Here is a 25,386-nt window from a genome sequence, read left to right as displayed (position 1 = left end):
GGCCTTTGTCATGCAGGTCGCAACGTCAGACCGTGCCGGTCTTGCTCAGCGGTGTCCGGAAACGTGCTTGGGCCAACAGGCATGCGGGCTGCCAAAGTGCCGCCGTCGTCGAACAGCACAAGGCTGGCGGCGCCGACGAGCCCGGCATGGCGGCCGAGCTGGGCCTGAACGACCGGCACGTCGCGATAGGCGCGCATGGCCCGTTGCCTGATGGTCGCCTCGATGGTCGGCAGCATCAGGTCGAGCCCATTGGCGATGCCGCCGCCAACGACCAGCACATCGGGCGAATAGAGATGCAGGAGATTGGTGAAGCCAACACCCAGCCAGCGCGCTTCCTCCTCCAGCAAGGCCGAGGCAAGAGCGTCCTGCAGCCGTGCCGCCTCGACGACATGGCGGCCGGTTACCTCCGCGTCCGCTGACAAGCGTCGCAAGGTAGAGCCGTCTCCGGCTGCCGTGGCGGCGCTGGCGCGGCGGCCAAGTGCCGTTCCCGAGGCGATGGCCTCGAAGCAGCCAACGACACCGCATACGCAGCGCTCGCCTTCATTGGTGATGGTCATGTGACCGATCTCGGCGGCAAGGCCACGGCGGCCATGCAGGATGCGGCCGTCGACGACGACACCACCGCCAATGCCGGTGGAAACCGTGACGAAGACCAGCGAGCCCGCACCATGGCCGGCACCGAAACGCCATTCGCCGAGCGCCGCGGCATTGGCGTCGTTCTCCAGCCGCACCGGCAGGCCGAGCCGCCGCTCGAGGATGTCGGCAAGCGGCACGTCCAGCCAGCCGGCGAGTGTCGGCGGGCCGACGGCGATGCCGGCCAGCGGATCGAGCGGTCCCGGCGCACCGACGCCGACGCCGACGATCGAGAGTGCCGGCGCCTCGGCGTGGACTGTCGCCGCCAACGCCTCGATCTGGCCGATCACCACATCGGGACCGGCCTGCGCCTGCGTCGGCACCGCCGCGAATGCCAGGATCTTGCCGTCGCGGTCGACCAGGGCGACACGAAGCTCCGTCCCGCCAAGATCGATCGCAAGGGCGGCTTGTATTGTCATGCCGCGACCTTCAATCCGTGCAGCCAGCCGATGCGGCCGGCGAGGTCCTTGTCACCGAAGGCGAGGGAACCGAGAACCACGGTTTCGGCACCGGCGGCACGCAGCAACGGCACGGTCTCGTGGCGGATGCCGCCGTCTGCGGCCAAAACCACCTGCGCCTCGCGGCCGGCCCTTCTCAGGATGGCGCGGGCAGCGCCCAACCTGTCACAGGCCTTGTCCGACAGGCTCTGGCCCTTGACGCCGATTGCAGTTCCCAGAAGCGTGACGAAAGCGACTTCGGAGACAAAAGGCGTCATCATCTCGACCGGCGTCTCCAGCCTGAGCACGACGCCCGCCTCGGCGCCGAGTTCACGCGCCAGCCGAACGGCGCGCAATCCGGCTTCGCCATTCTCGGCATGGACGCTGATCATGTCGGCGCCGGCTTCGATAAACTGGCGCGTCTGCACCTCGACGATTGCTTCATCGACCATCAGGTGGACATGGATGGGTTTCGCCGTCAGCCCGGCGATGCGGGCGACGAGATCGGGGAAGAACAGGAAGGACGGTGCGAAATGACCGTCCGCCACATCGATATGATGAAGATCGACATAGGGCTCGACGCGCTTCAAGTCGTTTTCGAAATTGGCGAGATTGGCCGACCACAGCGAGAATTCGGCGATCATGCGATCGCGGGGCAATGCGGCGATGGCGGCCGGGCCTGAGAGAGGTTTCGAGATCATGACTGGTCCTGGTTGTTGAAACGATCTTTGAGGAAGCTGCCGATGGCGGCGCGGATCTCGGCGAAGTGGCGATCCTTGTCGGTGGCCTTCGGCGTCACCTCGACAAAGGCCGCGTTGGGGATGGCGTCGGCGAGACTGCGCGCGGTGGCCAGCGGATGGACGAGATCGATGCCGCTGCCAATGACGAGCGTGGGGAGCGCGAGGCCGGCGGCCGCTGCCCGCGTCACGCCAGGTCCATCCTCTGCGATCGGCTGCATCACCTCGGCGAAGACGGGCGCGTCTTCGCGCGCGAAGAAGCCGAGCAGGGAAGCAAGATTGTCCGGCGCTTCGGTTCGAAAGCGTGCGGTCGTCGCGGACGCCGCGAAGATATCTCGCGCCTCCGATAAAGGACGGCTGAGGATGAGCTCCGCCACTTCCACGTAAGGGCGCATGTTTTGCGGTGCCGCGTCGAAAGCCCAGGCAGGGCGAACAAGCACCAAACCCAGGACGCGGTCCGGGTGGCGGGCGGCAAGCTGCAAGGCAATGGCCGCACCCATCGAAATGCCGCCGGCGACGAAACGGTCGAGGCCGGCCGCATCTGCGGCGGCCAGCACATCATCGGCGAACATCGCGATCGAAAACGGGCGCTTGCTACCGGCGCCGGAACCGCCCTGCGCGCGGCATTCGACGGTCAGCCGGCGGTATGACGGGCTGTCGGGATAGTTCTGCGCGACCTGCGCTGCGTCACCGCCGAGGCCATGCTGGAAGACGACGGGAAGTCTGCCCTGCCCCGTGTCAAAGACACGAAGCGCTGCATCGTCGCGGAGCAGGATCGTCGGGGCGGCGCCCATCAGAGGAGCCTTCGCAGAAAGGCGGCGACATCGGGGGCTTCGTCGGCGGACAGCCCGTGGGTGACGAGCGATCCCTCGAAGCCGACTGCCTTCAGCCGCGCGCCGAAATCCGGGAAATCGACGATGCCTTGCCCTGATGGGGCAAAGCGGCCGTCACTATAGCGGTCCTTGGCGTGCGCCATGGCGATGTGGCCGGCGGCCTCGTCGATCGCGGCGGCAACGATGGCGCGCGCCTCGCCGGGCGTGGCGTGGTCGAACAGGTTTGCCGGATCGAGCACGATCTTCAGATGCTTCGATCCCATCTCGGCGATCAGCCGGGTCGCATCCCTGGCCGAGGTGACGATGTTGGCCTGCTCAGGCTCGATGCCGAGATCGACATTGGCACCTTCGGCCAACGCCAGCGCCTTCGCCATCTCGGCGGCCATGTCGGACCAGGCGGCCGGATCGGCATTGTCGGGATGATAGGCCCACTGATCGGCGGCGTTGCGCGAGCCGGTGCAGAGCGTGACCAGCGGGATGTCGAGGGCAGCAGCAGCCTCGATGACGACGGCGAGACGCCGAAGGCCATCGTCGCGCACGGCTTTGTCGGGATGCACCATGTTGTAGGTGCCGGAAAGTGCTGCAAGTGAAACGCCGCTCGATTGCGCTGCGGCACGGATGGAAGAGACGGCATCCGCCGGCACCGCATCCGGCATCGACGGCAGGCCGGCGCAGGCAAGATTGAACTGTGTCGTCTCATAGCCCGCTTGCCGAACGGCCGCGAGCACCGCAGCCGGCTCGGCACCGGGAAAGGTCTTGGCAAAAATGCCGAGACGCATCAGACCGCTCCCGAAACCGAGGCGAGTTCCACCCGCTCGCCTGATACCACCGAACGCGCGATGGCGACCATGGCGCGGATGGAGGCGATGCCGTCCTCGACATTGGCGCCACGCATCGGCGTGCCTTCCAGCACCGTTTCGGCAAGACCTTCCAGCTGGCGGCGGAACAAATGGCCGTCGGCGCCGAGCGGCCGGCGCGATGTCGCGTCCTTCTCATGAAAAATGTCGACCTCGCTGGCGCGGAAATACCAAGGGTTGAATGTCCTGGCGATAACGGAGCCGTTCTCGCCATAGAGCTGAAAACCTTCGTGCCAGTCCATGCGCACGGCAACCGTCAGGTCGAGATGGCCGAGCGCGCCGCTGGCGAACTCGGTCTCGACGAACCAGCAATAGGCGCCGAAACGCTCGTTGAGGCGCGCGCGGACCGCAAGGATTTCGCCACACAGGAAACGCGCCGTGTCGACGAGATGCGAGCCATGCGCCAGCATGAAATATTGCCTGAGATCAGCCTTGGGATTTCCCGCTGGCTTCCTGGCTAGCCTGCTGGTGACGGGCAGCGGCTGCACGGCATCGGTGTTGGTGTAGCGATGGGTGGAATCGCAGTACCAGGCCTTCAGCGCCAGCACTTCGCCGATCTCGTCTCGAACGAAGTCGCGCGCCGCCTCCAGTGCCGGATCGAAGCGCTTCATGTGCCCGACCTGCAGGATCTTGCCCGAGCGCCTGACCGCTTCGGCCAGCGCCTCGCCTTCCTCAACCGAGGTGCCGATCGGCTTTTCACAGAGAACATGCTTGCCGGCGTTGAGCGCCCTGATCGACATCGGCACGTGATAGGCGTCCGATGTGGCGACGATCACCGCTTCCAGCTCAGGATCGGCGAGCATTGCCTCATAGTCGGAATACATCTTCTGCGGCTCGTAGGTCGCGCCCATGCGCGCAAGCAGATCGGGTGCCGCGTCGCAGATGGCGTAGAGGTCGGCATTGCCGGCCTTGGCGCAGGATTCCAGGTGCGCGAACTGCGCGATGGGGCCGCAGCCGAGCACGCCGACCCTGAGGCGTCTGTCCTGTTTCTTGATCATCGTCTCGTTCTTCAGGCGCCGTAGGAGCGCATCGTCTGGCGGTTGGTCTTGACCGCGCCGGCGGGATCGGCGGCGGCCGTTTCGGATTCTTCCTCCAGCACCAGCCAGCCATTGAAGCGCGGTGCGGTGCCGGCGATCTCGATGACCGCAGGCGTGTCGCAGACGCCCTTGCCAAGCATGGCCCAGGTACCGTTGGCATCGACGTCCTTGAGGTGGATGTAGCGGATGCGGTCGCGGTGGGTGCGCAGCGTGTCGGCCATGTCCTTGTGGCCGCGCAGGATATGGCCGGTATCCGGCACCCAACCGACCAGATCGGGATCGAGCAAGGCAAAGATCGTGTCGTAGTCGGCCCGGTCGAACAGCAGCGTGTTGTGGTGCGAGCTTGGATGCACCGCGACCTGGACGCCGGTCTTGCGGCCAAGCTCGCCAGCCTCGTTGTAGACCTCTGCGGCGATGGCGAATTTGTCGTCGCGCGGACCGTCGGAGACCACCGTCGCAGAGCCCATCGACACGAGCGCGCCAGGGAAGGCGGCGGCGAAGTCGATCCAGCGTTTGGCGGTCTCGAGATCGGCGCCGATCTCCTCCTTCAGCGTAAAACCACTGTTCGAGCCAAAGGCGAAGGAAACCAGCGTCAGCCCCGACGCCTTCAGCGCGGCGGCGAACTCCTCCGGCCTGTCGCCATAATGTCCGATCATGGTGTCGGTGATCTCGATGCCGGCATAGCCACCGTCAGAGATCGCCTTCAGCAGATCGTCGGGGCCGCCGGTAAACCGGTCTCCCAGCATTTCCCAGGTGAAGGTCTGGCAGCCGACTTTGAGGTCTTTCACGTTCATCCTTTCATTCCTTGATACCGCTTATTACTTGCTGCCACTCTGCGTCGCCGTCGGATGGACATCCTACTTGACCGAGCCCGCGGTCATGCCGGCGAGGAAGTACCTCTGGGCAACGAGGTAGATGAGCAAAAGCGGTAGCGAGCCGAGCACGCTCATCGCCATCATCTGGTTCCATTCGAAGGCATGCTGCCCCATCAACAGCTGGATGCCGATCGGGACAGTGCGCATGGACGTTGACTTCGTCAGCGTCAGCGCAAAGAGAAATTCGTTCCAGCACAACAGGAAGGTGTAGACCGACGTCGCCACGATTCCAGGCAGTGAAATCGGGACGATCACCCGCCAAAGCGCTGTCCAACTGGTGCCGCCATCGACGGCTACGGCTTCATCGAGATCGCGGGGCAAGGTGTTCAGATACCCCGTCATCAGCAGGATCGCGTAGGGCAGCGTAAACACCAGATAAGTCAGGATCAGTGCGACATAGGTGTCGAAGATGCCGTATGAGACGACGAGCCCGAAGAAGGGGATCAAAAGTGTGATCGGCGGAATCGTCTGCGTGCTGATGATGATTGTGTTGAGGCTGCCCTTGCCGCGGAAGTTGAAGCGGCTGAACCCGTAGGCCGCCAGCAGGGCGATCAGCACCGTCAGCACAGTCACCGCTCCCGCCACGAAATAGCTGTTGAAGAAGAAGCGCAGCTTCACCGGGTCGCCAAGGATGGCTGCATACGCTTCCAGCGTAAACGCCTTTGGCAGGATGGTTGGTGGGAGGGCAAAGATTTCGGTATTCGATTTGAACGAGCTGCTCAGCATCCAGTAGATCGGAAATGCCGCGAAAAAGAGCCCCGCTGCAAGCGCTATATGGAGCGCGACGGTGATCAGCCTGTCTTTCGGCGTTTGCCTTTTCCTCATGATGACTATCGAGCCTTCTGATAGCGAATATAGAACAGCGTCAGGCCGAGAGAGATCAACAAGATGACCACAGCGCTGGCTGAAGCCTGCGACAGGTTGTAGCTCGAAAACGCCAGCTTGTAGGTGTAGGTGCTGAGGACCTCGGTCGAGTAGATCGGGCCACCGCCCGTCGTTATCCAGATTAACGGGAAGACCTGCATGGTCCAGATGAAGTCGAGCAGCGAGATGCTGATGATGATCGGCATTAGCTGCGGAATGGTGATGAAGATCAGCTTCTGGTAGGCTTTCGCCCCGTCGATATCGGCGGCCTCGTAGAAATCCTTGGGAATGCCCTGCAAACCCGCGAGCAGGCTGACCATGAAGAGCGGATAGCCCGCCCAGATATTGGCGAAGGTGACGGCGTGCAGCGCGGTCTCAGGCGAGGAAAACCATTCGACCTTGGAACCGATGATGCCGATTTGCATAAGAATGCTGTTCACGACACCGTTCGGCTCAAGCAGCAGGCGCCAGATCACGGCGATAATCACCGCGGTGAACAGCCAGGGCAGTATGTAGAGCACGCGCAGAATATTGCGCAGCGTCGGATTGATGCGGTCGCTGTTCAGCATGAGCGCGAAGACCATGCCGATGGTCATGTGGAAAATGACACTCATGCATGTGAAGTAGAGCGTGTGCCACAGCGAAGCCCAGAACACGGGGTCGTCGAAGATCGCCTGGTAGTGTTTCAGTCCGGCAAAGGATGGGTCACGACGCAGCACCGCGCTGTTCTGGAACGAGTAGCCAATCACCGTCACCATCGGCAGCAGCATCAGAAGCCCAATTATGAGCAGCGAGGGCGACAGATAGAGGTAGGGTGCGACCGCTCGTTTAAGCTTATGGTGGGAGCGCTTTTGCCGGGTCATGTGCCAACCTTGGGATACGCCTTCAAGAGAAGGTAAGCTTCAAAAACAGGTCCACTCAAATTGCCGATCCGTTGTTGCCGGGTGGCCTGCCCGAAGTCAGGCCACCCGGTCAAAGATAGCAAACGGGAACAGGCCGATCAGAATTTCGCCATCCAGCCCTTCTGAGCGGCGGCTGCGGCTTGTTCCGGAGATTGCTCGCCGGCAAGCATCTTTTGAGCTTGCACGTCGAACTGGGTCATCAGGTCTTCTGCCACCGGCAGGCCCGTGAACTCATTGGCGAGATAACCGGTCTTGAAGATTTCAAAAGCCTTGCCGAAAGCCTTGTCCGAGGTTACGAAATCGGGCTTGGCGTTGACATTGCCCGGGAAGGCGTTTGCAAGCGACACGAGCTTCGCGTTCACCTTTTCACTCATCACATATTGGACGAGTTTCCAGGCCTCTTCCTGATGTTTCGAGGCAGCAGAGATGCCGATGCCCCAGGAGGCATAGGGAAGGCCCCGCTTGCCGGTATAGTTTTCCACGACCGGGACCGGGATCAGGTCGAAGTTCAGCTTGGGATTGCGCTTGCGGATGAGGTTCACATGCGCGAGCGAGTCGATCATCATCCCGACGCGGTTGTTGACGAACTCCTCGACCTTCTCCTGCTCGGTCTTGGTGGCGATGCCGGGCGAGATGGTGCCGGCGTCGTTGAGAGATTTGACGAAGGTGAGCATATCGACCACCGGTTTGCCCTCAAGGTCCGGCTTGCCGTTCGCCATCATCGACTGACCCGAAGCCCAAACCCACGACATCATGTCGTTCTGGACGCCAGATGGCGTTTGCAGCGAGAGGGGCAGCACCCAGCCATACTGGTTCTTGTCGGCGATCGTCATTTTCTTGGCGGCTTCGAGAAACTCCGCACGGGTCGACGGCAGCTTGGTCACGCCTGCCTGGGCAGCAAGGTCCAAATTCACGAAGACCGGATAGACGAAGGAAGCCACGGGAAACATCACCGCCTTGCCGTCCACCTTGATGATGTCCGCGACCTGGCTCTTGTCGAAAGCGCTCGCATCCATCATCGGATTCATGTCGGCGAGTGCGCTCTGCGCATTCAGATTGTTCACCCAGGCACCGTCGAGACCGACGACGTCGCTGAGCGTTCCGGTTGCAGCACCAACCGAGATCTGGTCTCGCGTGGTCGCGTAGGGGCCGCTGACCAGCGTCACTTTGATTCCGGGATTTGCGGCCTCGAAGTCATCCATGATTGCCCTGAGCGAGCCAGCCGGCAATTCGGGCTCCCACCATTGGGTGAATTCCAGCGTCGTATCCGCCATGGCGCCGGTTGCGCCAAGCAACCATGCGGCTGCGGCTATTTTCAGCATCGCGGGTTTTATACGAAACGTCATCTTCTCCTCCTTCTTTATATTCGACCGCACAATGCGGCCGATCGTCTGGTTATTCACAAGTCTTCTTATGCAGGTGCCTCACCCTCACCCGCGGGTCTTATCGCTGATATTCAGATTGCCAGATGCGTCTCGGGATCGAAGAAATGGAGCTTGGTATCATCCAGGGCCAAGCTGATTTCCGAGCCGGAGCGGACTGTGCTGACCGGTTCGAATTTCGCCACCGCATTCGACGCCAGGCCGAAATCCTGCACCGCGTCGGGGTCGCCGGAGTCCACCCGGACCGCGTCGATGTTGAGATGGACGATTTGTTCGGATCCAAGTTCTTCGATCGAGGTCACCTTTGCCGGTATCGTCTGATACTTGCGGCCGGATTCGAGGCTGCTGTCATAGAGATCCTCCGGTCGTATCCCGAACACGACCTTGCGCCCCGCATACGATCTCAAGCCCGGCCTGCGCACGAAGGCTGCATCCTGCAGCCGGATGGTTAAGGCACCGGACATCAGTTCGTCGCCTGTCAGGGTCGCCTCGAAAAGGTTCATCGAAGGAGACCCGATGAAGCCGGCAACGAAGGCGTTCACCGGCGATTCATAGAGCCTCCTGGGTGTATCGACCTGCTGCAACACGCCGCCTTTCAACACCGCGACCCTGTCGCCCATCGTCATAGCTTCGGTTTGGTCGTGGGTCACATATATGGTGGTTACGCCGAGCTGCTTTTGCAGACGGGTAATTTCGGCGCGCATTTGAACACGCAATTTCGCGTCCAGATTGGAAAGGGGTTCGTCCATGAGAAAGGCTGCCGGCTCGCGCACCATGGCGCGGCCCATGGCAACCCTTTGACGCTGTCCGCCTGAAAGGTTCGCGGGTTTGCTGTCCAGCAGAGACGTCAGTTGAAGGGTTTTGGCGATCTCGTCCACGCGCTTTTTGCGCTCGGCCTTCGGCTTGCCTGCCAGCCGCATCGAAAAGCCGATGTTTTCGAACACCGTCATATGCGGGTAGAGGGCGTAGCTCTGGAAGACCATCGCGATGTCCCGGTCCTTGGGCGGCATGTCGACGACGTCGACACCGGCGATCCGAAGGCTGCCGCTGGTGACGTCCTCCAACCCCGCGATCATCCGCAGCGCGGTGGATTTGCCACAGCCGGACGGCCCGACGAGAATCAAGAACTCACCGTCCTTGACCGACAGGTTCAATTGGTCGATTGCGTGAAAATTGTTCCCGTATGTCTTGCAGATATTTTCAAGAACGACTTCTGCCATATTCCTCCCTCCACAAGTCTAAGCCACTGATTTTTATAATTGTCCTCGGCTTACGTTCACCTGCGAATTTTTCCTCGGATAGTTCGGCTATGTTCCGGTATCAAGCCGCGCATATTTCAGTTCGACTGCCGACGGCGCGTTCGTCGATGCCAGGAGTTCCGTGACCTGGGCGTCGGTCGGAAGCGCCTCGCGCCCGCCACGCCCCGTTATCGAAAGGGCCGCCGCCGCGGCCGCGAACGCGACCCGGCCTGCGGTATCGGCCCCGCGCGTCAATGCAAGGGCATAGGCGCCATGAAAGCAGTCACCGGCGCCGGTCGAGTCGACGACGGCAACCCGGTGCGGAGGCAGGTGCCAGAGCCCTGTCTCGTTGCGTCCGCGATAGAAGACGCCCCTGCCGCCATCCGTCAGGACCACGGCGGACCGCGACGGCAACCACAACGCATCGAGTATCTCGGCCGGCGACCGGCGGCCCGTGGCGGTCCGCGCAAAGCCGAGTGGAAGAATGAGATGGTCGCAGAGCCCGATCAGTCTCTCGGTGGCCGGGCCGTGGCTCCATTCGACATCGCCGAGGATCGCAAGGCCGAGATCGCGAGCCCGAGCCACGACATCCAGCGACCCGATCCCGTAACTGTCGACGATCAGGACGGTCGCGCGGCTGAGAACCTCGTCCGGAAAATCGGGCGCGGTGCCCAGCATCGCTTCGTCGTCATACGCGATGAATCGCTCGCCATCCGAACCGACGGTGATCCGCGAGCGCACCGGGCGCGCGTGCGGGTGGCGCGGCGCGAACGCGGTTTCAACGCCGCTCGCAACGAGATCGCACAACACGGCGTCGTCGGCGGCACTGCCCAGCCATCCGACGAACCCGGCGCTTCCGCCGAGCCGCGCGACGGCGGCAAGTGCCGTCGCGACATTTCCTCCGAAAGCTCGGGCACTTTGCAGAACCTTCCCCTTGCCCGCCGACAACGGCTGATCGACATAGACGATGTCGTCGATCGCAATAGCTCCGAAGCCGAGGATTGAAGGGACGGTAGGCATCGTTCAGGCACCCGCCTTCGCCAAGGCGTCTTGGGCCGAAAGGCCGTCATGGATGACGCCCCGAAAGGCGATCGCTGCCTTTTCCGGATCGCCGTGCCCCCAGAGATTGCGACCCACCACGGCACCGCGCGCGCCGGCACGGATGGCGTCCGCCGTCTGCTGAAGGGCGCCGAGCAGCGTGTCGGTCTTCGGTCCGCCGGCGATCACAACCGGCACCGGGCAGGTCCGAACGGTCTCTCGAAAAGACTCGAAATCGCCCGTGTAACCGATCTTGATCACGTCGACGCCGGACTCGTAGCCGATGCGTGCCGCATAGGCGATCTCGTCGGGGGTGAAGACGATTTTTGCCCCGTCGGTGAAATCGCGAGGATAGATATGCGCCACCACCGGCATGCCGTAACGGGCCGCCGCATTCACCGAATCGGTCAGCCAGCGTATGTATTTGCCCTCGGTCGCGCCGCGCACCGGAATGGCCACGGCCAACGCATCGGCGCCAGCGCGCACCGCATCCTCGGGCGTTGCAATCAGTTCGCTGATGCGATCGTCCGGGGTGAAGCAGCCGGCCTGGATCACCAGGCAAGCCTTGCCCGCGTATTGCGGCCACAGATGGCGCGCGGTGCCAGGCTGGATGCTGACGTAGTCGGGTTTGCCTACCATGACGCGAGCAAGCGCGCCCGGCAGGTCGGCAAGACCTCCTTTGCGCACGTCGCCATAGCCGACAAAGTGGTCGACCGCGCCGCCAAAAAGATTCCCTGACGGATGCGAGAAGAGGCGCGCCAGGCGCACCTTGGTTCCGAGGCTCATGAGTCCAAAACTCTCCAATCGATTGATTTCAAAATCCCTGCACCCAGTGTTTGCGAAAGAAAAGGCAAATGCAATCTTTCGAAAGCTTTCGAATTCGCATATTTTTGGTAGAGTGAACCGAGGCCAGGGGGATTGCTTGGCGGATGGAGGCAAGGACAGGGCAATGTTATCAGAGCAGAGACGCCAATCGATCCTGGGTGAAGTGCAACGCAGCGGACAGGTTCGCATCAAGGACCTGTCAGACGATTTTGGCGTGTCGGAAGTCACCGTGCGCTCCGACCTCGAGATACTGGATCGCAAGGGACTGCTGACCAAGACCCGCGGAGGCGCGGTGACCCGGACCACGGATTCGACCACGGCCGCGTTCGCCCGGCGGATGCAAACGAACCTCGATGCAAAGAAACGCATCGCCCGGGCAGCGGTAGAACTGTTCGAGGACAACCAATCGGTCATCTTCGACGGCGGCTCGACATTGATGCAGGTTGCCATGCTGTTACCGCCGCTCAGCAATGTCGTGGTCGCGGCCACGGCGATGAATATCGTGCAGCATCTGATGCATCGGCCCGGGCTCGACGTTCACATGATCGGCGGCCGGGTCTATCCAGACACGGTGAGCACACTGATCACCGATGCCGACACGGCTCTCGGCGGCTTGGTAGCGCATCAGGTCTTTGTTGGAGCGCATGCGATTGACTCGTCACTGGATGTGGTCGACGTGAACGAAGACATGGCGCGAACGAAGCGAAACCTCGTGCGCATGGCCCGGCGCGTTGTCCTCCTTGCGGATTCGAGCAAATGGGGCGTCAGCGGGACCTCAAAGGCCTTTTCGCTGTCGAGCGTCGATGTCGTGATCACGGACGATGGCCTGTCCGGCGCGATACGCAGCCAGCTTGATAGGACCGGGGCCAAGGTGATCTATGCCTGACTCCATCGCGGTCCCTGGCCACGACGGAAATACCCAATGCGCGCATGACCCACGGGATTCGCATCGGCGGTCGGCCGTTTTTTCATGTCGGTCATTTTCTCCCTCCCAGGGCTGGCAGCCTCCCGATATCGCGCCAGAATTTTCGCATGTTGGATAAAAATTTTACGCGCGTCAATATTTAAAATGTTGTATAGCCCTTTGCGAAAGCGATCCGCCTAACTGCTGGGCGGATCCGGCAGGTCATGAGCGCATTGGGAGGTAGGATCGAAATGCACGGGACATCAACGACCAAACTCGGGATCGCCGTCATCGGATGCGGTAACATCTCGATGACTTACCTGCGCAACGCCGGGCTTTTTGGCGGGATCGAATTGCGCGCCTGTGCCGACATTTCGGCCGACATGGCAGCAGTGCGAGCGAAGGAATATGGTATCCAGGCACTCGGCGTCGATGCGCTGCTGGCCGACCCGGAGATCGATCTTGTCCTCAACTTGACCATTCCGGCGGCGCATTTCGATATTTCGTTTGCCGCGCTTTCGGCCGGCAAGCACGTCTTCACCGAAAAGCCGCTCGCCACCTCGGCCGCCGATGGACAGCGCCTGGTCAATGAGGCGCGGTCGCGCGGCCTGCTGCTCGGCTCGGCGCCCGACACGTTCCTCGGTGCTGCCGGGCGCCGTGCGCGCCGGTTGATGGACCAGGGCGCCATTGGCCGTCCGGTCACCGGCACCGCCTTCATGATGGGCCGCGGCATGGAGCACTGGCACCCCAACCCGCAATTCTACTACCAGCCAGGCGGTGGCCCGGTGTTCGACATGGGTCCGTACTATCTGACCATGCTGGTCAATCTGCTCGGCCCGGTCGAGCGCGTCATGGCAATGGCGACACGCGGCCAGGAAGAAAGGCTGATCGCCGCCGAAGGGCCATTCAAGAACACCACATTCAAGGTCGGCACGCCGACCAATGTGCTGTCGCTGCTCGAGTTCCGCTCTGGCGCGACCGTCACCTTCGGCGCCTCGTGGGACGTCTTTCGCCACTCCAACCATCCGATCGAACTGCACGGCACGGAGGGCTCGCTGCGCCTGCCCGACCCCGACACGTTCGGCGGCACGGTGTCGCTGTCGGAACGCGGCACCGACTGGCAGGATTTCGCCAGCGAGGGCGAGCTCTACGGCGCCCGCAACTGGCCTTACGCGGCACCCGATCGCGCCAATTACCGCATGCTCGGCGTCGCCGATCTGGTGCGCTCGCTTCAAACCGGCAACACCCCACGGGCCTCCGGCAGCCTTGCGCTGCATGTACTGGAGGTCATGGAGGCTATCCTGCGCTCCGGTGAAACACAGGGATCAGTCGCCATCGCGGGCGATGTCGTGCAGCCGGCCCTGCTGACCGAGGAAGAGGCGAGCAGCCTGCTGACCTGAGGGTATGATCATGACGCTCGATCCGGATGCGCTGCGCGTCCTCGAAATTGGTCGTGCAGCCGGCGGCGAGCCATTCGAGACCGGCAGCGTGGCGGCAGCGCGAACTGCCTACAACGCCTCGTTCCCGGCGCTACAGGGTGAGCACGAGCCGGTCGCTGCGACCCAAGAACGGCAGATCGACGGGCCGAATGGGCCTATTGCGCTCCGCATCCATCGCGGCATCGGCGCACCGCAAAGCGGGGCGCCGGCGCTGCTCTATTTGCATGGCGGCGGCTGGGTCATCGGCAACCTCGATTCGCATGACGAGATCTGTCGCCTGATGGCCAATCTCGGCAACGCCGTCATTGTCTGTCCTGACTATCGCCTGGCGCCGGACCATAAATTTCCCGCCGGGCTCGAGGATTGTCTGGCAACTCTTCGTTTCCTGGCCGAGAACGCCGCCGATCTCGGCATCGACATCAGACGCATCGGTGTGGCCGGCGACAGTGCCGGCGGCAACCTCGCCGCTGTGCTGGCGCTGCTCGCCCGCGATGGGCTGGCGCCAGCCCTTGCCGCGCAGATCCTGATCTACCCCAACACCGACGCGCGGCAGAAGGCCGACAGCTACCGGCGTTTCGGCGACGGCTTCGGGCTGACAGCGACCACCATGGCCTGGTTCCGCGACCATTATGTACGAACGCCCGACGAAATGCTGGACTGGCGCGTCTCGCCCTTGCTGGCGCCCGATCTTGCCGGCGTCGCGCCGGCATTCGTCGCGCTGGCCGGCTGCGATATCCTCGCCGACGAAGGAGCAGCCTATGCGGCGCGCCTGCAAGCCTCGGGCGTGCCTGTGACCCTGCGGCAGTGGCCGGGCCAGATCCATGGCTTCGTCTCGATGGGGCGCCATATTCCCGCTGCCCGGCAAGCGGTGGCCGAGGCGGTGGCGGCCTGGCGCCAGTTCGAGAAAAGCTGACGCCGGTCGCTCAGGCTGACTGACGCATCACCAGGGTGGCGCCGAGCTTGACGGTGCGCGCCATGCCCTGCTTCGGCGGATCGGCCTCGTCCAGCAAGGCCAGCAGGATCTCGACGCTGCGCCCGGCCATAGCGGCGAAATCCTGCGCCATGGTGGTCAGCGCCGGGCAGGTGTAGCGGCTCAGCGGATGATCGTCATGCGCAGCAACGCGCAGATCGCAATCGGGCCTGCGGCCGACCTTCAGGCCGCGCGAGAACGCGGCCGCCATCACACCAAAGGCGAGACGATCATTGGCGCACAGGATGGTGCGGCCGGGCAAGGTGCCGGCCTCCAGTATTTTTTCCGTCTGCTCGTAGCCGATGCGTTCGAAATCCCAGGTGTAATCGCGGGTGCCTTCGATGACGACCGGCTTGAACCCGGCGGTCTCCATCGCGACGATGTAGCTTTCCTGGCGTTCGCCGGAGTTGTGGTTGACGTGTGGGATGTCGAGATAGACCGGCGGCTCACCCGAACGGCAGAGATAGTCGACGATGGTCGAGACGCTCTGCCGGTTGTCGTTGCCGACGAACGGCGTATCGCCCTCGATATAGGTGTCGAAATAGACAATCGGAATGTCCTGCCCGAGCTTGTCGAAGACGCCGCGGTCGGAAGCCAGACCCAGTGGGGCGATGATCGCGCCGGCGACCTTCAGGGACAGCAGCGTCCTGACCGACTCCGCCTCCAGCTTCGGCGAACCATGCGAGGAGATGACGATCGGCCAGTAGCCTTCGTCGCGGCAGCGAAATTCGATGCGGCTGACCATCTCGGCGTAGAACGGATCGGTGATCGTCGGCACGACGATGCCGATGTTGCGGGTGCGCTTGCGGTTGAGATTGCGGGCGAAAAGGTTGGGCTGATAGTCCGAGGAGCGCAGGGCAGCTTCGATGCGCGCCCGCGTCGCCGGCTTCACGCTCGCCGGATCGTCGAAATATTTGGACAGCGTCGGCCGGGACACGCCGCATGCCTGGGCGAAGTCGTCCATCGTGCGGTGTGTCTTCTCCGCCATCGATATATTCCTGATCCCCTGCCATGATCGGCCCCGCCACCAGTCATGCGGCCGTTGACCGGATGCGACAATGCTCGACAGAACTTATTCAGTCAATTTTCACGGTTACCAATAGAGCGCAAAAAAATTGCATGCGTCAAATTATTTGTTAACGTTTAAAGCTGACGTGGCTCGCCGCCGTTTTCCCGCCAAACGCTTTCGGACAGCGCTGTTTCGTCGACTTGATCGTCAGTTCGACGATCGAGGGATAGGCTGCAGAAGCTTGCCGCTCGCTCTCGGCTACGGGCCTGCTTGCCAAATGTCGCCATGCCGCCCATACACGGCTTGGGCAATCGCCTCGCCCGTTCGCCACCTGCCAGGGATACTGTCCGATGTCTGCGACGCCGTGGTCAAAGCCGTGACGGATTCTTCCATGCCATCTCTCGCCAGCCTGGGCTGGACGGATTTTTTCGCTGATCAGCTCGAGCCCGACGACGCCGATCTCGTGCCGACGCGGATCGCCACCGTTCACCGCGATCGCCTGACCGGCCTGTCGCAGGCAGGGCCGGTCGATCTGACGCTGCCGGCGCAGGCGAACACCGGTGACTATGCGGTCGGCGACTGGGTGCTGGTCGATGGGCATGAACACCTTGTCCAGCGCCGCCTGTCCCGCAAGACGGTGTTGGAACGCCGCACCCAGGGCGGCAGGGTGCCGCAGCTTGCCGCGGCCAATGTCGACACGCTGTTCATCGTCACCTCGTGCAATGCCGACTTCAATCCCGCCAGGCTCGAGCGCTACCTGGCGCTGGCCAATGAAGCCGGAACGACGCCGGTGATCCTGCTGACCAAGGCCGATACCGCTGAAGACGCCGAGACCTATGAAAGGCAGGCTGCCGCGCTGCAGCGTGGATTGCCGGTCGTGATGCTGAACCCCCGCACATCGGATGCGGCAACCGTCCTGGCTGCCTGGTGCGGTGTCGGCCAGACGGTGGCGCTGATCGGCTCCTCCGGCGTCGGCAAATCGACGCTGGTCAACACGCTGGCCGGATCGGCGCAGCAATCGCCGCAACAGACCGGAGGCATTCGCGAGCACGATTCCAAGGGACGCCACACCACCACGTCGCGATCGCTGCACGCCATTGCCGGCGGCGGCTGGGTGATCGATACGCCGGGCATGCGGACTTTGCAGGTCAGCGACGTCGCCTCCGGCATCGACACGCTGTTTGCCGAAATCACCGAGCTCGCGCCGCTCTGCAAGTTCCGCGACTGCACGCATGTGCATGAGCCGGGCTGCGCTGTGCAGGCTGCCTTAAAGGCCGGGACGCTCGATCCGGAGCGCCTTGCCCGCTGGCGAAAACTGTCCGACGAGAACCAGAACAACACGCCGGTTCAGAGCGGCCCCCGCGGAGCCAAGTCTCCCGGCGGTCGCGGGAAGAGGCGTTGAACGGTTGGGGTTGGTCTGGCCTCGGACTAGAGCCGCGCCGTCCCGAAAACCCGATCCCAGAATATCGACGTCACGCCGAAATTGGCGTTTTCGTCGACATGATGATGCACGGCGTGTCGGCGCTTGAGCGTGTAGAGATAGCTCGGATGGGCGGGGTGCCAGTGATGGATCATGTGGTGGATGCTGATGTACCAGAGGTACCCCAGCATCAGCCCGCAGCTTACCGCGCTCGCGGTTGCGAAGTCCGAGACCACCCAAACGGGCACAAACGCGATCAGCGCATGCACCCCGAGGCTGAGCCAGGTCGGGGTGCCCACCGAACTGCGCTCCTCGACATGGTGACGATCATGCAGGTCCTTGATGTAGGGAATATGGTGAAGAACGAACCTGTGCAGCACATACTCGATCAGCGTCCAGAGGCCTAGACAGGCGAGGACCGTGCCGATCCAGCCTGGTGCACTCTCTTCGCCGGCCTCGAGCAGCCCGGCCACTGCCAGCACGGCGATTACCAGCGGATACACGACGAAGTCGCTATAGTAGCCAATAAGACCGAGTTGCATCGTCACCTAGCCTTCGAGCCGCCAAATAAGCGATGGTATCAGATTGCCGGACTCGCGGGTGAGGTGCAATGCAGACGTGCCTGACATAGCGTCGCAATCCCCTGGTGCAAGGTTCGCGTCAACGATTCAAGGACCATCGGCAGGCTGCCGGCTTCGCAACGGACGTACAAAAATGGCAAAATGCAGTGCGGGATTGCTGATCTATCGCCGCAGCGACGGCGATCTCAGGGTGTTGCTGGTTCACCCGGGCGGCCCCTTCTGGGCGAAGAAGGACGATGGTGCGTGGTCGATACCGAAGGGTCTTGTCGACGAGAACGAGGATGAGTTGACGGCAGCGCAACGCGAGGCCGAGGAAGAACTCGGCGTCAGGGTCGACGGCACCTTCGCGCGGCTTGGCGACTACAGGCAACCGGGCGGCAAGATCGTCTCGGCCTGGTCTGTCGAGGCGACCATCGACATCGACGTGGCCGCCATCAAGAGCAACAGCTTCACCATGGAATGGCCGCCAAGATCAGGATCCCTGAAGGAGTTCCCGGAGGTCGACAGAGCGGGCTGGTTCACCTTGCCCGAGGCCGAGGTGAAAATCCTCAAGGGGCAGCGCCCGATGCTTTTGGATTTTGCCAGGCAGCAAGGCGCTGGATGATCCGCAGCCCTCAATAGGGCAGGCCGACATAGTTCTCGGCGAGCGCGGTCGATGCGGCGCGCGAGTGCACGAGGTAGTCGAGTTCGGCCTCCTGGATGCGTTGGCCGAAATCGCCGGTGTCGGGAAAACGGTGCAGCACCATCGTCATCCACCAGGAAAAGCGCACCGCCTTCCAGACCCGTGCCAGCGCCTTGCCGGAATAGGCGTCGATGCCATCATGTGACTTCTCGACGTAGAAGTCGCGCAAACCTGCGAAGAGATAGCGCACGTCGCTGGCGGCGAGATTGAGGCCTTTCGCCCCGGTCGGCGGTACGATATGGGCGGCGTCGCCAACCAGGAACATCCTGCCGAAACGCAGCGGCTCGGCAACGAAGGAGCGCAGCGGCGCGATCGATTTCTCGAAGGATGGGCCGGTGACGACATTTGCCGCCGTCTGCTCGGGCAAGCGGCGGCGCAACTCGTCCCAGAAGCGCTCATCCGACCACGCCTCCACGCGATCGTCCTGCGGGCACTGCACATAGTAGCGGCTGCGATGCGTCGAGCGCATCGAGCACAGCGCAAAACCCCGCTCGTGATTGGCGTAGACCAGTTCGTGATCGGCTGGCGGCACCTCGGCCAGCACGCCGAGCCAGCCGAACGGATACCGCCGCTCGAAGATTTTTAGCGCACGCTCGGGCACCGATTTGCGGCTGACGCCATGATAGCCGTCGCAGCCGGCAACGAAGTCGCAGTCGATGCGATGCGTGACGCCGTCCTTGTCATAGGTGGCGAAAGGCGCGGTGCCGTCGAAATCGTGCAGAGCGACATTTGCCGCCTCGTAGATCGTGGTCAGCCCTGCCGCGTCGCGCTTGTCCATCAAATCGTGCGTCACCTCGGTCTGGCCATAGACGGTGACATGCCTGCCGCCGGTCAGCGCCTCGAGGTCGATGCGATGCAAGCGTCCGTCGAAGGCGAGCGAGATGCCAGTGTGCGGCAGCCCTTCGGCATGCAGCCTTGCCGCCGCGCCGGCCTGTTCCAGCAATTCGACGGTGCCCTGTTCGAGCACCCCTGCCCGCACGCGGCCAAGCACGTGCTCGCGGCTCGCACGTTCCAGAATGACCGTCTCTACGCCGATGCCGGCCAGCAGTTGCCCAAGCAGCAGCCCGGACGGCCCGGACCCGATGACGACGATTTGCGTGCGCATCAGTGGCCGAGACTTTCGACCTGTGCGGCCAGTTCGGCGGCAAGGCGCAGCGACGCGGCCGTTGCGACGACCATCTGCGGCAGCAATAGCCACTCCAGCGTCCAGGCAGCACCCGACCGCTCCTGCTCATGCACGAGCGCCTGATGCATGCCGGCAAGCTGCGTGGCGTTGAAGCGGGCAAGCGCCACCAGCGCTTCGGCCTTCACCGGGTTCTTCTTGTGCGGCATGGCCGACGAGCCGCCGCCACCGGAAAGCTCGATCTCGGTTCCATCTTGCGCCAGCAGCGCGATGTCCTGGCCGAATTTGCCGAGGCTGCCTGATACCAATGACATCAGGCCGGCAAAGTCGGCGAGCGCGTCACGCTGGCTGTGCCACTGCGGTGCGTCGCCAAGACCAAGCCTGGCGGCAAGTGCCGCGCGCACCGCCGGCCCCTTGTCATCAAGCTTTTCCAGCGTGCCGGCGGCACCGCCGAATTGCACCACCAGCAGACGCCTGGACTGCTCGGATAGCCTCTCCTGATGCCGTTGCAGCGGCGCCCGCCACGCCGTGACGCGATCGGCCACTTTGATCGGAAGCGCCTTCTGCATGCGCGTCATCCCGGTCAGCGCCCTGCCGCCAAAACGCTCTTTGAGCGAAGCGAGGCGTATGACGGTTTCAGTCAACAGCAGATCGAGATGCTCGACGACGGATTTCAGCCGAAGCATCAGGCCGGTATCGATCACATCCTGGCTGGTCGCACCGAAATGCACTTTCCGGCCATGCGGTTCGCCGACCGCAGCCCTGATCTGGCGCACCAGCTCCGGCACCATGACGCCGTCCTTGGCGACCCCGGCTCGCAGCAGAGCCGTGTCCGGCCGGAAGGTGCCAAGCGCCGCCACGATCGCCGCCGCCGCCTCTCTGGTGATGATCCCGTTTTCGGCCTCGGCTTGCGCCAGCGCCCGTTCGAAGGCCAGCATCGCGTCGATTTCCGCCTCGACGGAAAAATGCCTCGCAGCCTCGTCGTCGCCGAGAAGGGCAGAGAGCAGCGGATGGTCGAAGGGCGATACCGTCATGTCCTGCTCCTCCTCATCGTCAGCTATCGAAGAAGACCGTTTCCTTCTCCCCCTGGAGATGGACGTCGAAGACGTAGGTGTCGCCCTGGCGCTCGGCGATCAGCGTCGGCACGCGAACGCGATGCTCGATGCGTGCCAGGATTGGATCTTCAGCATTGGCCTTTTCCTCATCGGAAAAATACAGCCGTGTGTGCAGGCCGAGATTGATGCCGCGGGCGACGATCCAGAGCGTGATATGCGGCGCCATCAGGCTTCCACCCCTGAACGGAACGCGACCTGGTTTGATCGTCTCGAACGCGCACAGGCCGGTTTCCATGTCGGTCGCGCAACGGCCCCAGCCGAAAAAGTTCGGATCGGCGGTGCCGCGCAATTCGGCTGGCGAATTGTAGAGCCCGTCGGCATCCGCCTGCCAGATCTCGATCAGCGCGTCCTTGAGCGGCGTACCGGTGCCGTCGAGCACCCGCATGCGCAAGCCGATCCGCTCGCCTTTGGTCTTGTCGTTGACCATGGTCGCGCCGAGGTCGGTCGGGTAGACCCCACCGATGCCGCAGAAATTGGGCGTCAGCCCGATATGGACGTAGGGTCCCGCGGTCTGCGAGGGGCTCTCCCTGAGCCGGTCGAGCGACTGGGCCATCAATTGCCCTCCAGCCTGTTTTCGAACAGCGACGCGCGGCGCCCGCGCAGCACGATGTCGAACTTGTAGGCGAGCGCGTCGAAGGGGATCGTCGCCTGCATGTCGAGCGTGGCAATCAGCGTTTCGATGGCCGCCTTGTCGGGGATGCCGCGCACGATCGGGCATTGCCAGATCAGCGGGTCGCCCTCGAAATACATCTGCGTGATCAGCCGCTGCGCGAAGCCGTGGCCGAAGACAGAGAAATGGATGTGCGAAGGCCGCCAGTCGTTCGGCCCGTTCGGCCAGGGATAGGGACCGGGCTTGACGGTGCGAAAGGCATAGAAGCCATCCTCGCCTGATATAGCGCGGCCGCAGCCGCCGAAATTCGGGTCAAGCGGCGCCAGATAGCCGTCCCTCTTGTGGCGATAGCGGCCGCCGGCATTGGCCTGCCAGAATTCGAGCAGCGCGCCGGGTACGCCGACGCCGCGTTCGTCGAGCACCCGGCCATAGACGATGATGCGCTCGCCGAGCGCGCTCTCGCCGGGCCTGGCGAAATTGTGGATCAGGTCGGCGTCGAGTTCGCCGAGCATGGCGTGACCGAAGACCGGGCCTGCAATCTCCGACAGCGTGTTGTCGAACGACAGCGGCGCCTTCTGCGGCGAGCGCAGCACGGAGGTCTTGTAATTCGGCGTCAGAACAGGCGGATGCCAGGTCCGGTCGCGCTGGAAGAAGGCGCCGGTCTCGGACCTCCGGTTCGAGCCGGACTTAGCGGGCATTCTGGCTTCCGTCCATTTCCGAAAACACGTCCTTGGCTATTCTGAAGGCACGGTTGGCGGCCGGCACGCCGGCATAGATGGCGACATGCAGGAACGTCTCGCAGATATCGTCGCGCGAGGCACCGGTGTTGACGGTGGCGCGCACATGCATGGCAACCTCCTCATCATGGCCGAGTGCGGCCAGCAGCGCCAGCGTGACGATCGAACGCTCACGCTTGGTGAAGCCCGGCCGCGCCCACACCGTTCCCCAGGCCGCCTCGGTGATCAGCTCCTGGAAAGGCTGGTCGAAATCGGTGGCGGCGATTTCAGCCCGGTCGACATGGCGATCGCCGAGCACCGAGCGCCGCACCGCGAGGCCGGTGCGATATCTGGCTGCGTTGCCGGGGACCTCATCCATGGGTTTCTGCTCCAGGGGTAAGCGATGCGATAAAACCGCGGATCAGGGCGGTGAGCGCTTCAGGCTGTTCGACGCAAGGAATGTGCCCGGCGTCGCGAATGATTTCGAAGCGCGCGCCGGGTATCAGGTCGGCCAGCGAGCGGACAAGATCGGGAGGCGTCGAGCCATCCTGGTCACCGGCAACGCAGAGCGTCGGCACCGCGATGTGGCGTGCAGCATCGGTGAAATCCGCGTCGCGAACGGCCGCGCAAGTGCCGATGTAACCGGCGAGCGCTTGCCTCGTCATCATGTTCCAATAGCCGTCGAGCTCGGCCACACGCGCCGCGTGGAAGGCGGGGGTGAACCACACTTTGAGCACGCCATCGGCAATCGCCTGGATGCCCTTGCTTTCGACCGCCGCTATGCGTGTGTTCCAGCTGTCCGTCGTGCCGATCTTGTGCGCCGTGTCGCAAAGGATCAGGCCTTCGACGATTTCAGGTCGCCTGGCATAGAGCCCCTGCGCGATCATGCCGCCGACCGACAGGCCGCACAGCACGACCTTGCTCAACCCGAAATGATCGATGAGGCCTGAGAGATCATCGACATGATCATCGATCGACCTGATGTCGCCGATATCGGACAGCCCGTGACCCCGTTTGTCGTAGACCAGCAGCGGCATTTCACCATCGAGCGCCAAGACAATTTCGTCCCAGATCCGGAAGTCGGTACCGAGTGAATTGATGAAGATGATGGGGCGAGCATTGCCGGCCGCCTTGATGTGGCGATGGTGCAGCGTGATGCCGCCGATGGTGAGGAATGGCACGATTTCGGTCCTCCGCCTCCACATTGCACAAGGCGTTTGGTTCAGTAAAATGATATTTTGCGCCGTTTCATTAACTCAGGGGTTATCAAATCCATGTCCGAGAGCCGCATCCGGTTCCGTCACCTGCAGGCATTCCTGGAAGTTGCGCGACAAGGAAGCGTGGCGCGGGCGGCTGACTTGCTGCATGTCAGCCCGCCGGCGGTGACCAAGACATTGCGCGAGTTGGAAGAGGCGCTGGGTGTTGCGGTGGTGGAGCGCGACGGCCGCGGCATCCGACTGACGCGCATCGGCGAGATCTTCCTTCGCCATGCCGGCACGGCGATCACGGCACTCAAGCAAGGCGTCGATTCCGTCCGCCAGGACGGAGCGGTCAACCGGCACCCGATCCGTATCGGCGCGCTGCCGACGGTGTCGGCGCGGGTGATGCCGCTGGCCATGAGCCTGTTCCTCAAGGAAGGCACGGGGGCTGCAATCAAGATCGTCACCGGCGAGAATGCGGTGCTGCTCGAGCAGTTGCGCAACGGCACGCTCGATCTCGTCGTTGGACGGCTGGCGGCGCCGGAAAACGTGACCGGCTTCTTCTTCGAGCACCTCTATTCCGAACCGGTGCTGTTCGTGGTGCGAGCAGGACATCCGCTGCTCGATCCGGGACAGGATGTGTTCGCACGGCTCGACGAATTCCCGATGCTGATGCCGACGCGGGAATCGGTCATTCGCCCCTTTGTCGACCGCCTGTTCATCACCAACGGCATGACCGCGCCGGCAACCGAGATCGAAACCGTCTCGGACTCCTTCGGCCGCGCCTTCCTGCGGCAGAGCAATGCCGTCTGGATCATTTCGGCCGGCGTCGTCGCCAACGAGCTCGGCAGCGGCGCCTTCGTCGCCTTGCCGGTCAACACCGAGGAGACCAAGGGACCGGTCGGCTTGACAATGCGGACCGACATGGCGCCCTCACCGGCCTTCTCGATCCTGCTGCAAACCGTCCGCGAAGCGGCAAGGCAAAGCAGTTGATGCGGCTCAGACTGGCGATCAGATCTCCTGCGAAGGCATGAAGCGAACGTTTGCGGATCGCATCTGCCCGGGTGCCAATACGATGCAGCCAGTGTTGCCCACGTCGCTGCGATTGAAGGCATCGGTGATGTTGCTGACCGGTTCGGCGCAGAAGAACGGCTCACCGGGCGGCGTGTAGAGGACGAGGAAATTGAGCCGCGCCTCGGCCTCGATGTCCAGTTGCCGCCCATGCTCCGGCCAGGAGATCCGGGCGCGGCGCTCCCATCCGGTGAAGACCGTGTCGAAGTCCGCCTCCGACACGTCGAAGCCCGTGGTCGGGTTGGAGCCAGCAGGCGGCAGGACGTGCCGGGTGGGCAGGATTTCCGCATCGGTCTCCCACATACCGGACACCCGCGCCTGGACATGTGTCCACGGTGTCGACGGGAAATAGGGATGCAGCCCGAAGCCTGCCGGCATCGGCGTGTCCGACAGGTTGCGCAGCAAGATGGCAATGACCAGCGCGCCATCGACCAGCGAGATCGCTTGCCTTGCTTCATAGCTCCACGGCCAGGAATCGGCGGCATGGCGGTAGGATAGGACGGTGGTGCTGGCCTCGTGACGCATAACTGTCCATGGCCGACGCCAGCCATGGCCGTGCTCATGATGAGGATCGTCGGAGCTGGTCGGCAGTTCGACGGTGCGGCCCGCGAATTCGAAGCGCCCGCCCCTTATGCGGTTGGAATAGGGAACCAGCGGGAAGCAGGCCATGGCGCCAGCATCGCGGCGGTCGATCGCCGCCTGATCCGCAGGGCGCAGCCAATCCACGACGGATCCGTTTTGCCGCCAGCGAAACGACGCCACGGCGCCGCCGGCGGCAGGGGAAATTTCAACTATCGCAATGCCATCGCTGATCGAGATCAGCTCTTGGTGCTGCTCGGCAACGGCAGCGGAATTCTTTGTCATCGGCACTCCCCCATCCCTTGACTCC

27 protein-coding genes are annotated in these 25,386 nt (G+C 63.2%); 6 read left to right on the top strand and 21 right to left on the bottom strand.

The window, feature by feature from the left end; genetic code table 11:
• Positions 1-8: 8 nt before the first annotated feature.
• From NKK51_RS24045 to NKK51_RS23990, 12 genes are all read right to left on the bottom strand, one after another.
• Complete coding sequence (locus NKK51_RS24045; RefSeq protein ID WP_352554804.1) at positions 9-1,052, bottom strand: ROK family protein; 1,044 nt, start codon at positions 1,050-1,052, stop codon at positions 9-11.
• Positions 1,049-1,771, bottom strand: coding sequence for a ribulose-phosphate 3-epimerase (locus NKK51_RS24040; RefSeq protein WP_352554803.1), 723 nt, complete (start codon positions 1,769-1,771; stop codon positions 1,049-1,051). Before NKK51_RS24040 ends, NKK51_RS24045 begins: the two co-directional genes overlap by 4 nt.
• A complete protein-coding gene (locus NKK51_RS24035; protein WP_352554802.1) occupies positions 1,768-2,601 on the bottom strand; it encodes an alpha/beta fold hydrolase in 834 nt (277 codons plus the stop codon). The genes NKK51_RS24040 and NKK51_RS24035 overlap by 4 nt, the downstream gene beginning before the upstream one ends.
• Positions 2,601-3,419: a sugar phosphate isomerase/epimerase family protein gene (locus tag NKK51_RS24030; protein ID WP_352554801.1), complete on the bottom strand. Its 819-nt coding sequence runs from the start codon at positions 3,417-3,419 to the stop codon at positions 2,601-2,603. The genes NKK51_RS24035 and NKK51_RS24030 overlap by 1 nt, the downstream gene beginning before the upstream one ends.
• The gene (locus NKK51_RS24025) at positions 3,419-4,495 is read right to left on the bottom strand and encodes a Gfo/Idh/MocA family protein (protein WP_352554800.1); all 1,077 of its coding nucleotides are present in this window, start codon (positions 4,493-4,495) and stop codon (positions 3,419-3,421) included. The genes NKK51_RS24030 and NKK51_RS24025 overlap by 1 nt, the downstream gene beginning before the upstream one ends.
• An 11-nt stretch (positions 4,496-4,506) precedes the next feature.
• A complete protein-coding gene (locus NKK51_RS24020) occupies positions 4,507-5,328 on the bottom strand; it encodes a sugar phosphate isomerase/epimerase family protein (protein WP_352554799.1) in 822 nt (273 codons plus the stop codon).
• Between the two features lie 63 nt (positions 5,329-5,391).
• Positions 5,392-6,234 (bottom strand): carbohydrate ABC transporter permease, encoded by an 843-nt coding sequence (locus tag NKK51_RS24015; protein WP_352554798.1) that lies wholly within the window; start codon positions 6,232-6,234, stop codon positions 5,392-5,394.
• A 5-nt stretch (positions 6,235-6,239) separates the two neighbouring features.
• On the bottom strand, positions 6,240-7,136 hold the full coding sequence (locus NKK51_RS24010) for a carbohydrate ABC transporter permease (RefSeq protein WP_127291130.1): 897 nt from the start codon (positions 7,134-7,136) through the stop codon (positions 6,240-6,242).
• A gap of 137 nt (positions 7,137-7,273) precedes the next feature.
• Complete coding sequence (locus tag NKK51_RS24005; RefSeq protein WP_127811094.1) at positions 7,274-8,521, bottom strand: ABC transporter substrate-binding protein; 1,248 nt, start codon at positions 8,519-8,521, stop codon at positions 7,274-7,276.
• A 110-nt stretch (positions 8,522-8,631) separates the two neighbouring features.
• Positions 8,632-9,777, bottom strand: coding sequence for an ABC transporter ATP-binding protein (locus NKK51_RS24000; RefSeq protein WP_352554797.1), 1,146 nt, complete (start codon positions 9,775-9,777; stop codon positions 8,632-8,634).
• Between the two features lie 87 nt (positions 9,778-9,864).
• On the bottom strand, positions 9,865-10,815 hold the full coding sequence (locus NKK51_RS23995) for a PfkB family carbohydrate kinase (protein ID WP_352554796.1): 951 nt from the start codon (positions 10,813-10,815) through the stop codon (positions 9,865-9,867).
• A 3-nt stretch (positions 10,816-10,818) separates the two neighbouring features.
• Positions 10,819-11,619 (bottom strand): beta/alpha barrel domain-containing protein, encoded by an 801-nt coding sequence (locus tag NKK51_RS23990; RefSeq protein ID WP_127255183.1) that lies wholly within the window; start codon positions 11,617-11,619, stop codon positions 10,819-10,821.
• Between the two features lie 163 nt (positions 11,620-11,782).
• On the opposite strand from NKK51_RS23990, the gene NKK51_RS23985 reads away from it, so the two are divergent.
• The 3 genes from NKK51_RS23985 (at position 11,783) to NKK51_RS23975 (ending at position 14,914) form a co-directional block, all read left to right on the top strand.
• On the top strand, positions 11,783-12,544 hold the full coding sequence (locus NKK51_RS23985) for a DeoR/GlpR family DNA-binding transcription regulator (RefSeq protein ID WP_023808795.1): 762 nt from the start codon (positions 11,783-11,785) through the stop codon (positions 12,542-12,544).
• 269 nt (positions 12,545-12,813) lie between these two features.
• Complete coding sequence (locus NKK51_RS23980) at positions 12,814-13,962, top strand: Gfo/Idh/MocA family protein (RefSeq protein WP_352554795.1); 1,149 nt, start codon at positions 12,814-12,816, stop codon at positions 13,960-13,962.
• Between the two features lie 10 nt (positions 13,963-13,972).
• A complete protein-coding gene (locus NKK51_RS23975; RefSeq protein ID WP_128302395.1) occupies positions 13,973-14,914 on the top strand; it encodes an alpha/beta hydrolase in 942 nt (313 codons plus the stop codon).
• A gap of 10 nt (positions 14,915-14,924) precedes the next feature.
• Here the strand turns inward: NKK51_RS23975 and NKK51_RS23970 are convergent, their stop codons facing one another.
• Positions 14,925-15,959, bottom strand: coding sequence for a LacI family DNA-binding transcriptional regulator (locus NKK51_RS23970; RefSeq protein ID WP_127291142.1), 1,035 nt, complete (start codon positions 15,957-15,959; stop codon positions 14,925-14,927).
• A gap of 412 nt (positions 15,960-16,371) precedes the next feature.
• On the opposite strand from NKK51_RS23970, the gene rsgA reads away from it, so the two are divergent.
• Positions 16,372-17,382 (top strand): ribosome small subunit-dependent GTPase A, encoded by a 1,011-nt coding sequence (gene rsgA / locus NKK51_RS23965; protein WP_352554794.1) that lies wholly within the window; start codon positions 16,372-16,374, stop codon positions 17,380-17,382.
• 26 nt (positions 17,383-17,408) lie between these two features.
• Here the strand turns inward: rsgA and NKK51_RS23960 are convergent, their stop codons facing one another.
• Positions 17,409-17,942 (bottom strand): sterol desaturase family protein, encoded by a 534-nt coding sequence (locus NKK51_RS23960; RefSeq protein WP_023808800.1) that lies wholly within the window; start codon positions 17,940-17,942, stop codon positions 17,409-17,411.
• A 172-nt stretch (positions 17,943-18,114) separates the two neighbouring features.
• Here NKK51_RS23960 and NKK51_RS23955 point away from each other — a divergent pair, with 172 nt between their 5' ends.
• Positions 18,115-18,585, top strand: coding sequence for an NUDIX hydrolase (locus NKK51_RS23955; protein WP_352554793.1), 471 nt, complete (start codon positions 18,115-18,117; stop codon positions 18,583-18,585).
• A 10-nt stretch (positions 18,586-18,595) separates the two neighbouring features.
• On the opposite strand, the gene pobA is transcribed toward NKK51_RS23955, so the two are convergent.
• From pobA to pcaD, 6 genes are read right to left on the bottom strand one after another with little or no spacing between them, the layout of a single operon-like run.
• Positions 18,596-19,768 (bottom strand): 4-hydroxybenzoate 3-monooxygenase, encoded by a 1,173-nt coding sequence (gene pobA / locus NKK51_RS23950; protein WP_352554792.1) that lies wholly within the window; start codon positions 19,766-19,768, stop codon positions 18,596-18,598.
• Entirely contained in the window at positions 19,768-20,820 is a 1,053-nt protein-coding gene (locus NKK51_RS23945) for a 3-carboxy-cis,cis-muconate cycloisomerase (RefSeq protein WP_352554791.1), read from the bottom strand. Before NKK51_RS23945 ends, pobA begins: the two co-directional genes overlap by 1 nt.
• A gap of 19 nt (positions 20,821-20,839) precedes the next feature.
• A complete protein-coding gene (gene pcaG, locus NKK51_RS23940) occupies positions 20,840-21,454 on the bottom strand; it encodes a protocatechuate 3,4-dioxygenase subunit alpha (RefSeq protein WP_352554790.1) in 615 nt (204 codons plus the stop codon).
• Positions 21,454-22,209, bottom strand: a complete 756-nt coding sequence (pcaH, locus tag NKK51_RS23935; protein ID WP_352554789.1) for a protocatechuate 3,4-dioxygenase subunit beta — start codon at positions 22,207-22,209, stop codon at positions 21,454-21,456. Before pcaH ends, pcaG begins: the two co-directional genes overlap by 1 nt.
• Positions 22,199-22,606 (bottom strand): 4-carboxymuconolactone decarboxylase, encoded by a 408-nt coding sequence (gene pcaC, locus NKK51_RS23930; RefSeq protein WP_352554788.1) that lies wholly within the window; start codon positions 22,604-22,606, stop codon positions 22,199-22,201. Before pcaC ends, pcaH begins: the two co-directional genes overlap by 11 nt.
• Positions 22,599-23,408 carry a 3-oxoadipate enol-lactonase gene (pcaD, locus tag NKK51_RS23925; protein ID WP_027036130.1) on the bottom strand — a complete coding sequence of 270 codons (810 nt, stop codon included), beginning with the start codon at positions 23,406-23,408 and terminating at the stop codon, positions 22,599-22,601. The genes pcaC and pcaD overlap by 8 nt, the downstream gene beginning before the upstream one ends.
• Before the next feature lie 93 nt (positions 23,409-23,501).
• Between pcaD and pcaQ the strand changes: the two genes are divergently transcribed.
• Complete coding sequence (gene pcaQ, locus NKK51_RS23920) at positions 23,502-24,419, top strand: pca operon transcription factor PcaQ (RefSeq protein WP_352554787.1); 918 nt, start codon at positions 23,502-23,504, stop codon at positions 24,417-24,419.
• Between the two features lie 18 nt (positions 24,420-24,437).
• Here the strand turns inward: pcaQ and NKK51_RS23915 are convergent, their stop codons facing one another.
• The gene (locus NKK51_RS23915; protein ID WP_352554786.1) at positions 24,438-25,361 is read right to left on the bottom strand and encodes an aldose 1-epimerase; all 924 of its coding nucleotides are present in this window, start codon (positions 25,359-25,361) and stop codon (positions 24,438-24,440) included.
• Positions 25,362-25,386: the final 25 nt, after the last annotated feature.

The sequence above is a fragment of the Mesorhizobium sp. M0011 genome (genome assembly GCF_040324155.1).
Taxonomy (GTDB): domain Bacteria; phylum Pseudomonadota; class Alphaproteobacteria; order Rhizobiales; family Rhizobiaceae; genus Mesorhizobium.
Note: the sequence above shows the minus strand (reverse complement) of the source record. Positions and strands in the feature narration are given on the sequence as shown.

Excerpts from the sequence above, each read along its gene's own strand:
- NKK51_RS24045 (WP_352554804.1), bottom strand. The coding sequence starts at position 1,052 with ATGACAATACAAGCCGCCCTTGCGATCGATCTTGGCGGGACGGAGCTT.
- NKK51_RS24010 (WP_127291130.1), bottom strand. The coding sequence starts at position 7,136 with ATGACCCGGCAAAAGCGCTCCCACCATAAGCTTAAACGAGCGGTCGCA.
- pcaQ (WP_352554787.1), top strand. The coding sequence starts at position 23,502 with ATGTCCGAGAGCCGCATCCGGTTCCGTCACCTGCAGGCATTCCTGGAA.
- pobA (WP_352554792.1), bottom strand. The coding sequence starts at position 19,768 with ATGCGCACGCAAATCGTCGTCATCGGGTCCGGGCCGTCCGGGCTGCTG.
- rsgA (WP_352554794.1), top strand. The coding sequence starts at position 16,372 with ATGCCATCTCTCGCCAGCCTGGGCTGGACGGATTTTTTCGCTGATCAG.
- NKK51_RS24030 (WP_352554801.1), bottom strand. The coding sequence starts at position 3,419 with ATGCGTCTCGGCATTTTTGCCAAGACCTTTCCCGGTGCCGAGCCGGCT.
- NKK51_RS24040 (WP_352554803.1), bottom strand. The coding sequence starts at position 1,771 with ATGATCTCGAAACCTCTCTCAGGCCCGGCCGCCATCGCCGCATTGCCC.
- NKK51_RS23990 (WP_127255183.1), bottom strand. The coding sequence starts at position 11,619 with ATGAGCCTCGGAACCAAGGTGCGCCTGGCGCGCCTCTTCTCGCATCCG.
- NKK51_RS23945 (WP_352554791.1), bottom strand. The coding sequence starts at position 20,820 with ATGACGGTATCGCCCTTCGACCATCCGCTGCTCTCTGCCCTTCTCGGC.
- NKK51_RS23955 (WP_352554793.1), top strand. The coding sequence starts at position 18,115 with ATGGCAAAATGCAGTGCGGGATTGCTGATCTATCGCCGCAGCGACGGC.
- NKK51_RS23960 (WP_023808800.1), bottom strand. The coding sequence starts at position 17,942 with ATGCAACTCGGTCTTATTGGCTACTATAGCGACTTCGTCGTGTATCCG.
- NKK51_RS24015 (WP_352554798.1), bottom strand. The coding sequence starts at position 6,234 with ATGAGGAAAAGGCAAACGCCGAAAGACAGGCTGATCACCGTCGCGCTC.
- NKK51_RS23915 (WP_352554786.1), bottom strand. The coding sequence starts at position 25,361 with ATGACAAAGAATTCCGCTGCCGTTGCCGAGCAGCACCAAGAGCTGATC.
- NKK51_RS24035 (WP_352554802.1), bottom strand. The coding sequence starts at position 2,601 with ATGGGCGCCGCCCCGACGATCCTGCTCCGCGACGATGCAGCGCTTCGT.
- NKK51_RS24000 (WP_352554797.1), bottom strand. The coding sequence starts at position 9,777 with ATGGCAGAAGTCGTTCTTGAAAATATCTGCAAGACATACGGGAACAAT.
- NKK51_RS24005 (WP_127811094.1), bottom strand. The coding sequence starts at position 8,521 with ATGACGTTTCGTATAAAACCCGCGATGCTGAAAATAGCCGCAGCCGCA.
- NKK51_RS23985 (WP_023808795.1), top strand. The coding sequence starts at position 11,783 with ATGTTATCAGAGCAGAGACGCCAATCGATCCTGGGTGAAGTGCAACGC.
- NKK51_RS24020 (WP_352554799.1), bottom strand. The coding sequence starts at position 5,328 with ATGAACGTGAAAGACCTCAAAGTCGGCTGCCAGACCTTCACCTGGGAA.
- NKK51_RS24025 (WP_352554800.1), bottom strand. The coding sequence starts at position 4,495 with ATGATCAAGAAACAGGACAGACGCCTCAGGGTCGGCGTGCTCGGCTGC.
- pcaC (WP_352554788.1), bottom strand. The coding sequence starts at position 22,606 with ATGGATGAGGTCCCCGGCAACGCAGCCAGATATCGCACCGGCCTCGCG.
- NKK51_RS23980 (WP_352554795.1), top strand. The coding sequence starts at position 12,814 with ATGCACGGGACATCAACGACCAAACTCGGGATCGCCGTCATCGGATGC.
- NKK51_RS23995 (WP_352554796.1), bottom strand. The coding sequence starts at position 10,815 with ATGCCTACCGTCCCTTCAATCCTCGGCTTCGGAGCTATTGCGATCGAC.
- pcaG (WP_352554790.1), bottom strand. The coding sequence starts at position 21,454 with ATGGCCCAGTCGCTCGACCGGCTCAGGGAGAGCCCCTCGCAGACCGCG.
- NKK51_RS23975 (WP_128302395.1), top strand. The coding sequence starts at position 13,973 with ATGACGCTCGATCCGGATGCGCTGCGCGTCCTCGAAATTGGTCGTGCA.
- pcaH (WP_352554789.1), bottom strand. The coding sequence starts at position 22,209 with ATGCCCGCTAAGTCCGGCTCGAACCGGAGGTCCGAGACCGGCGCCTTC.
- NKK51_RS23970 (WP_127291142.1), bottom strand. The coding sequence starts at position 15,959 with ATGGCGGAGAAGACACACCGCACGATGGACGACTTCGCCCAGGCATGC.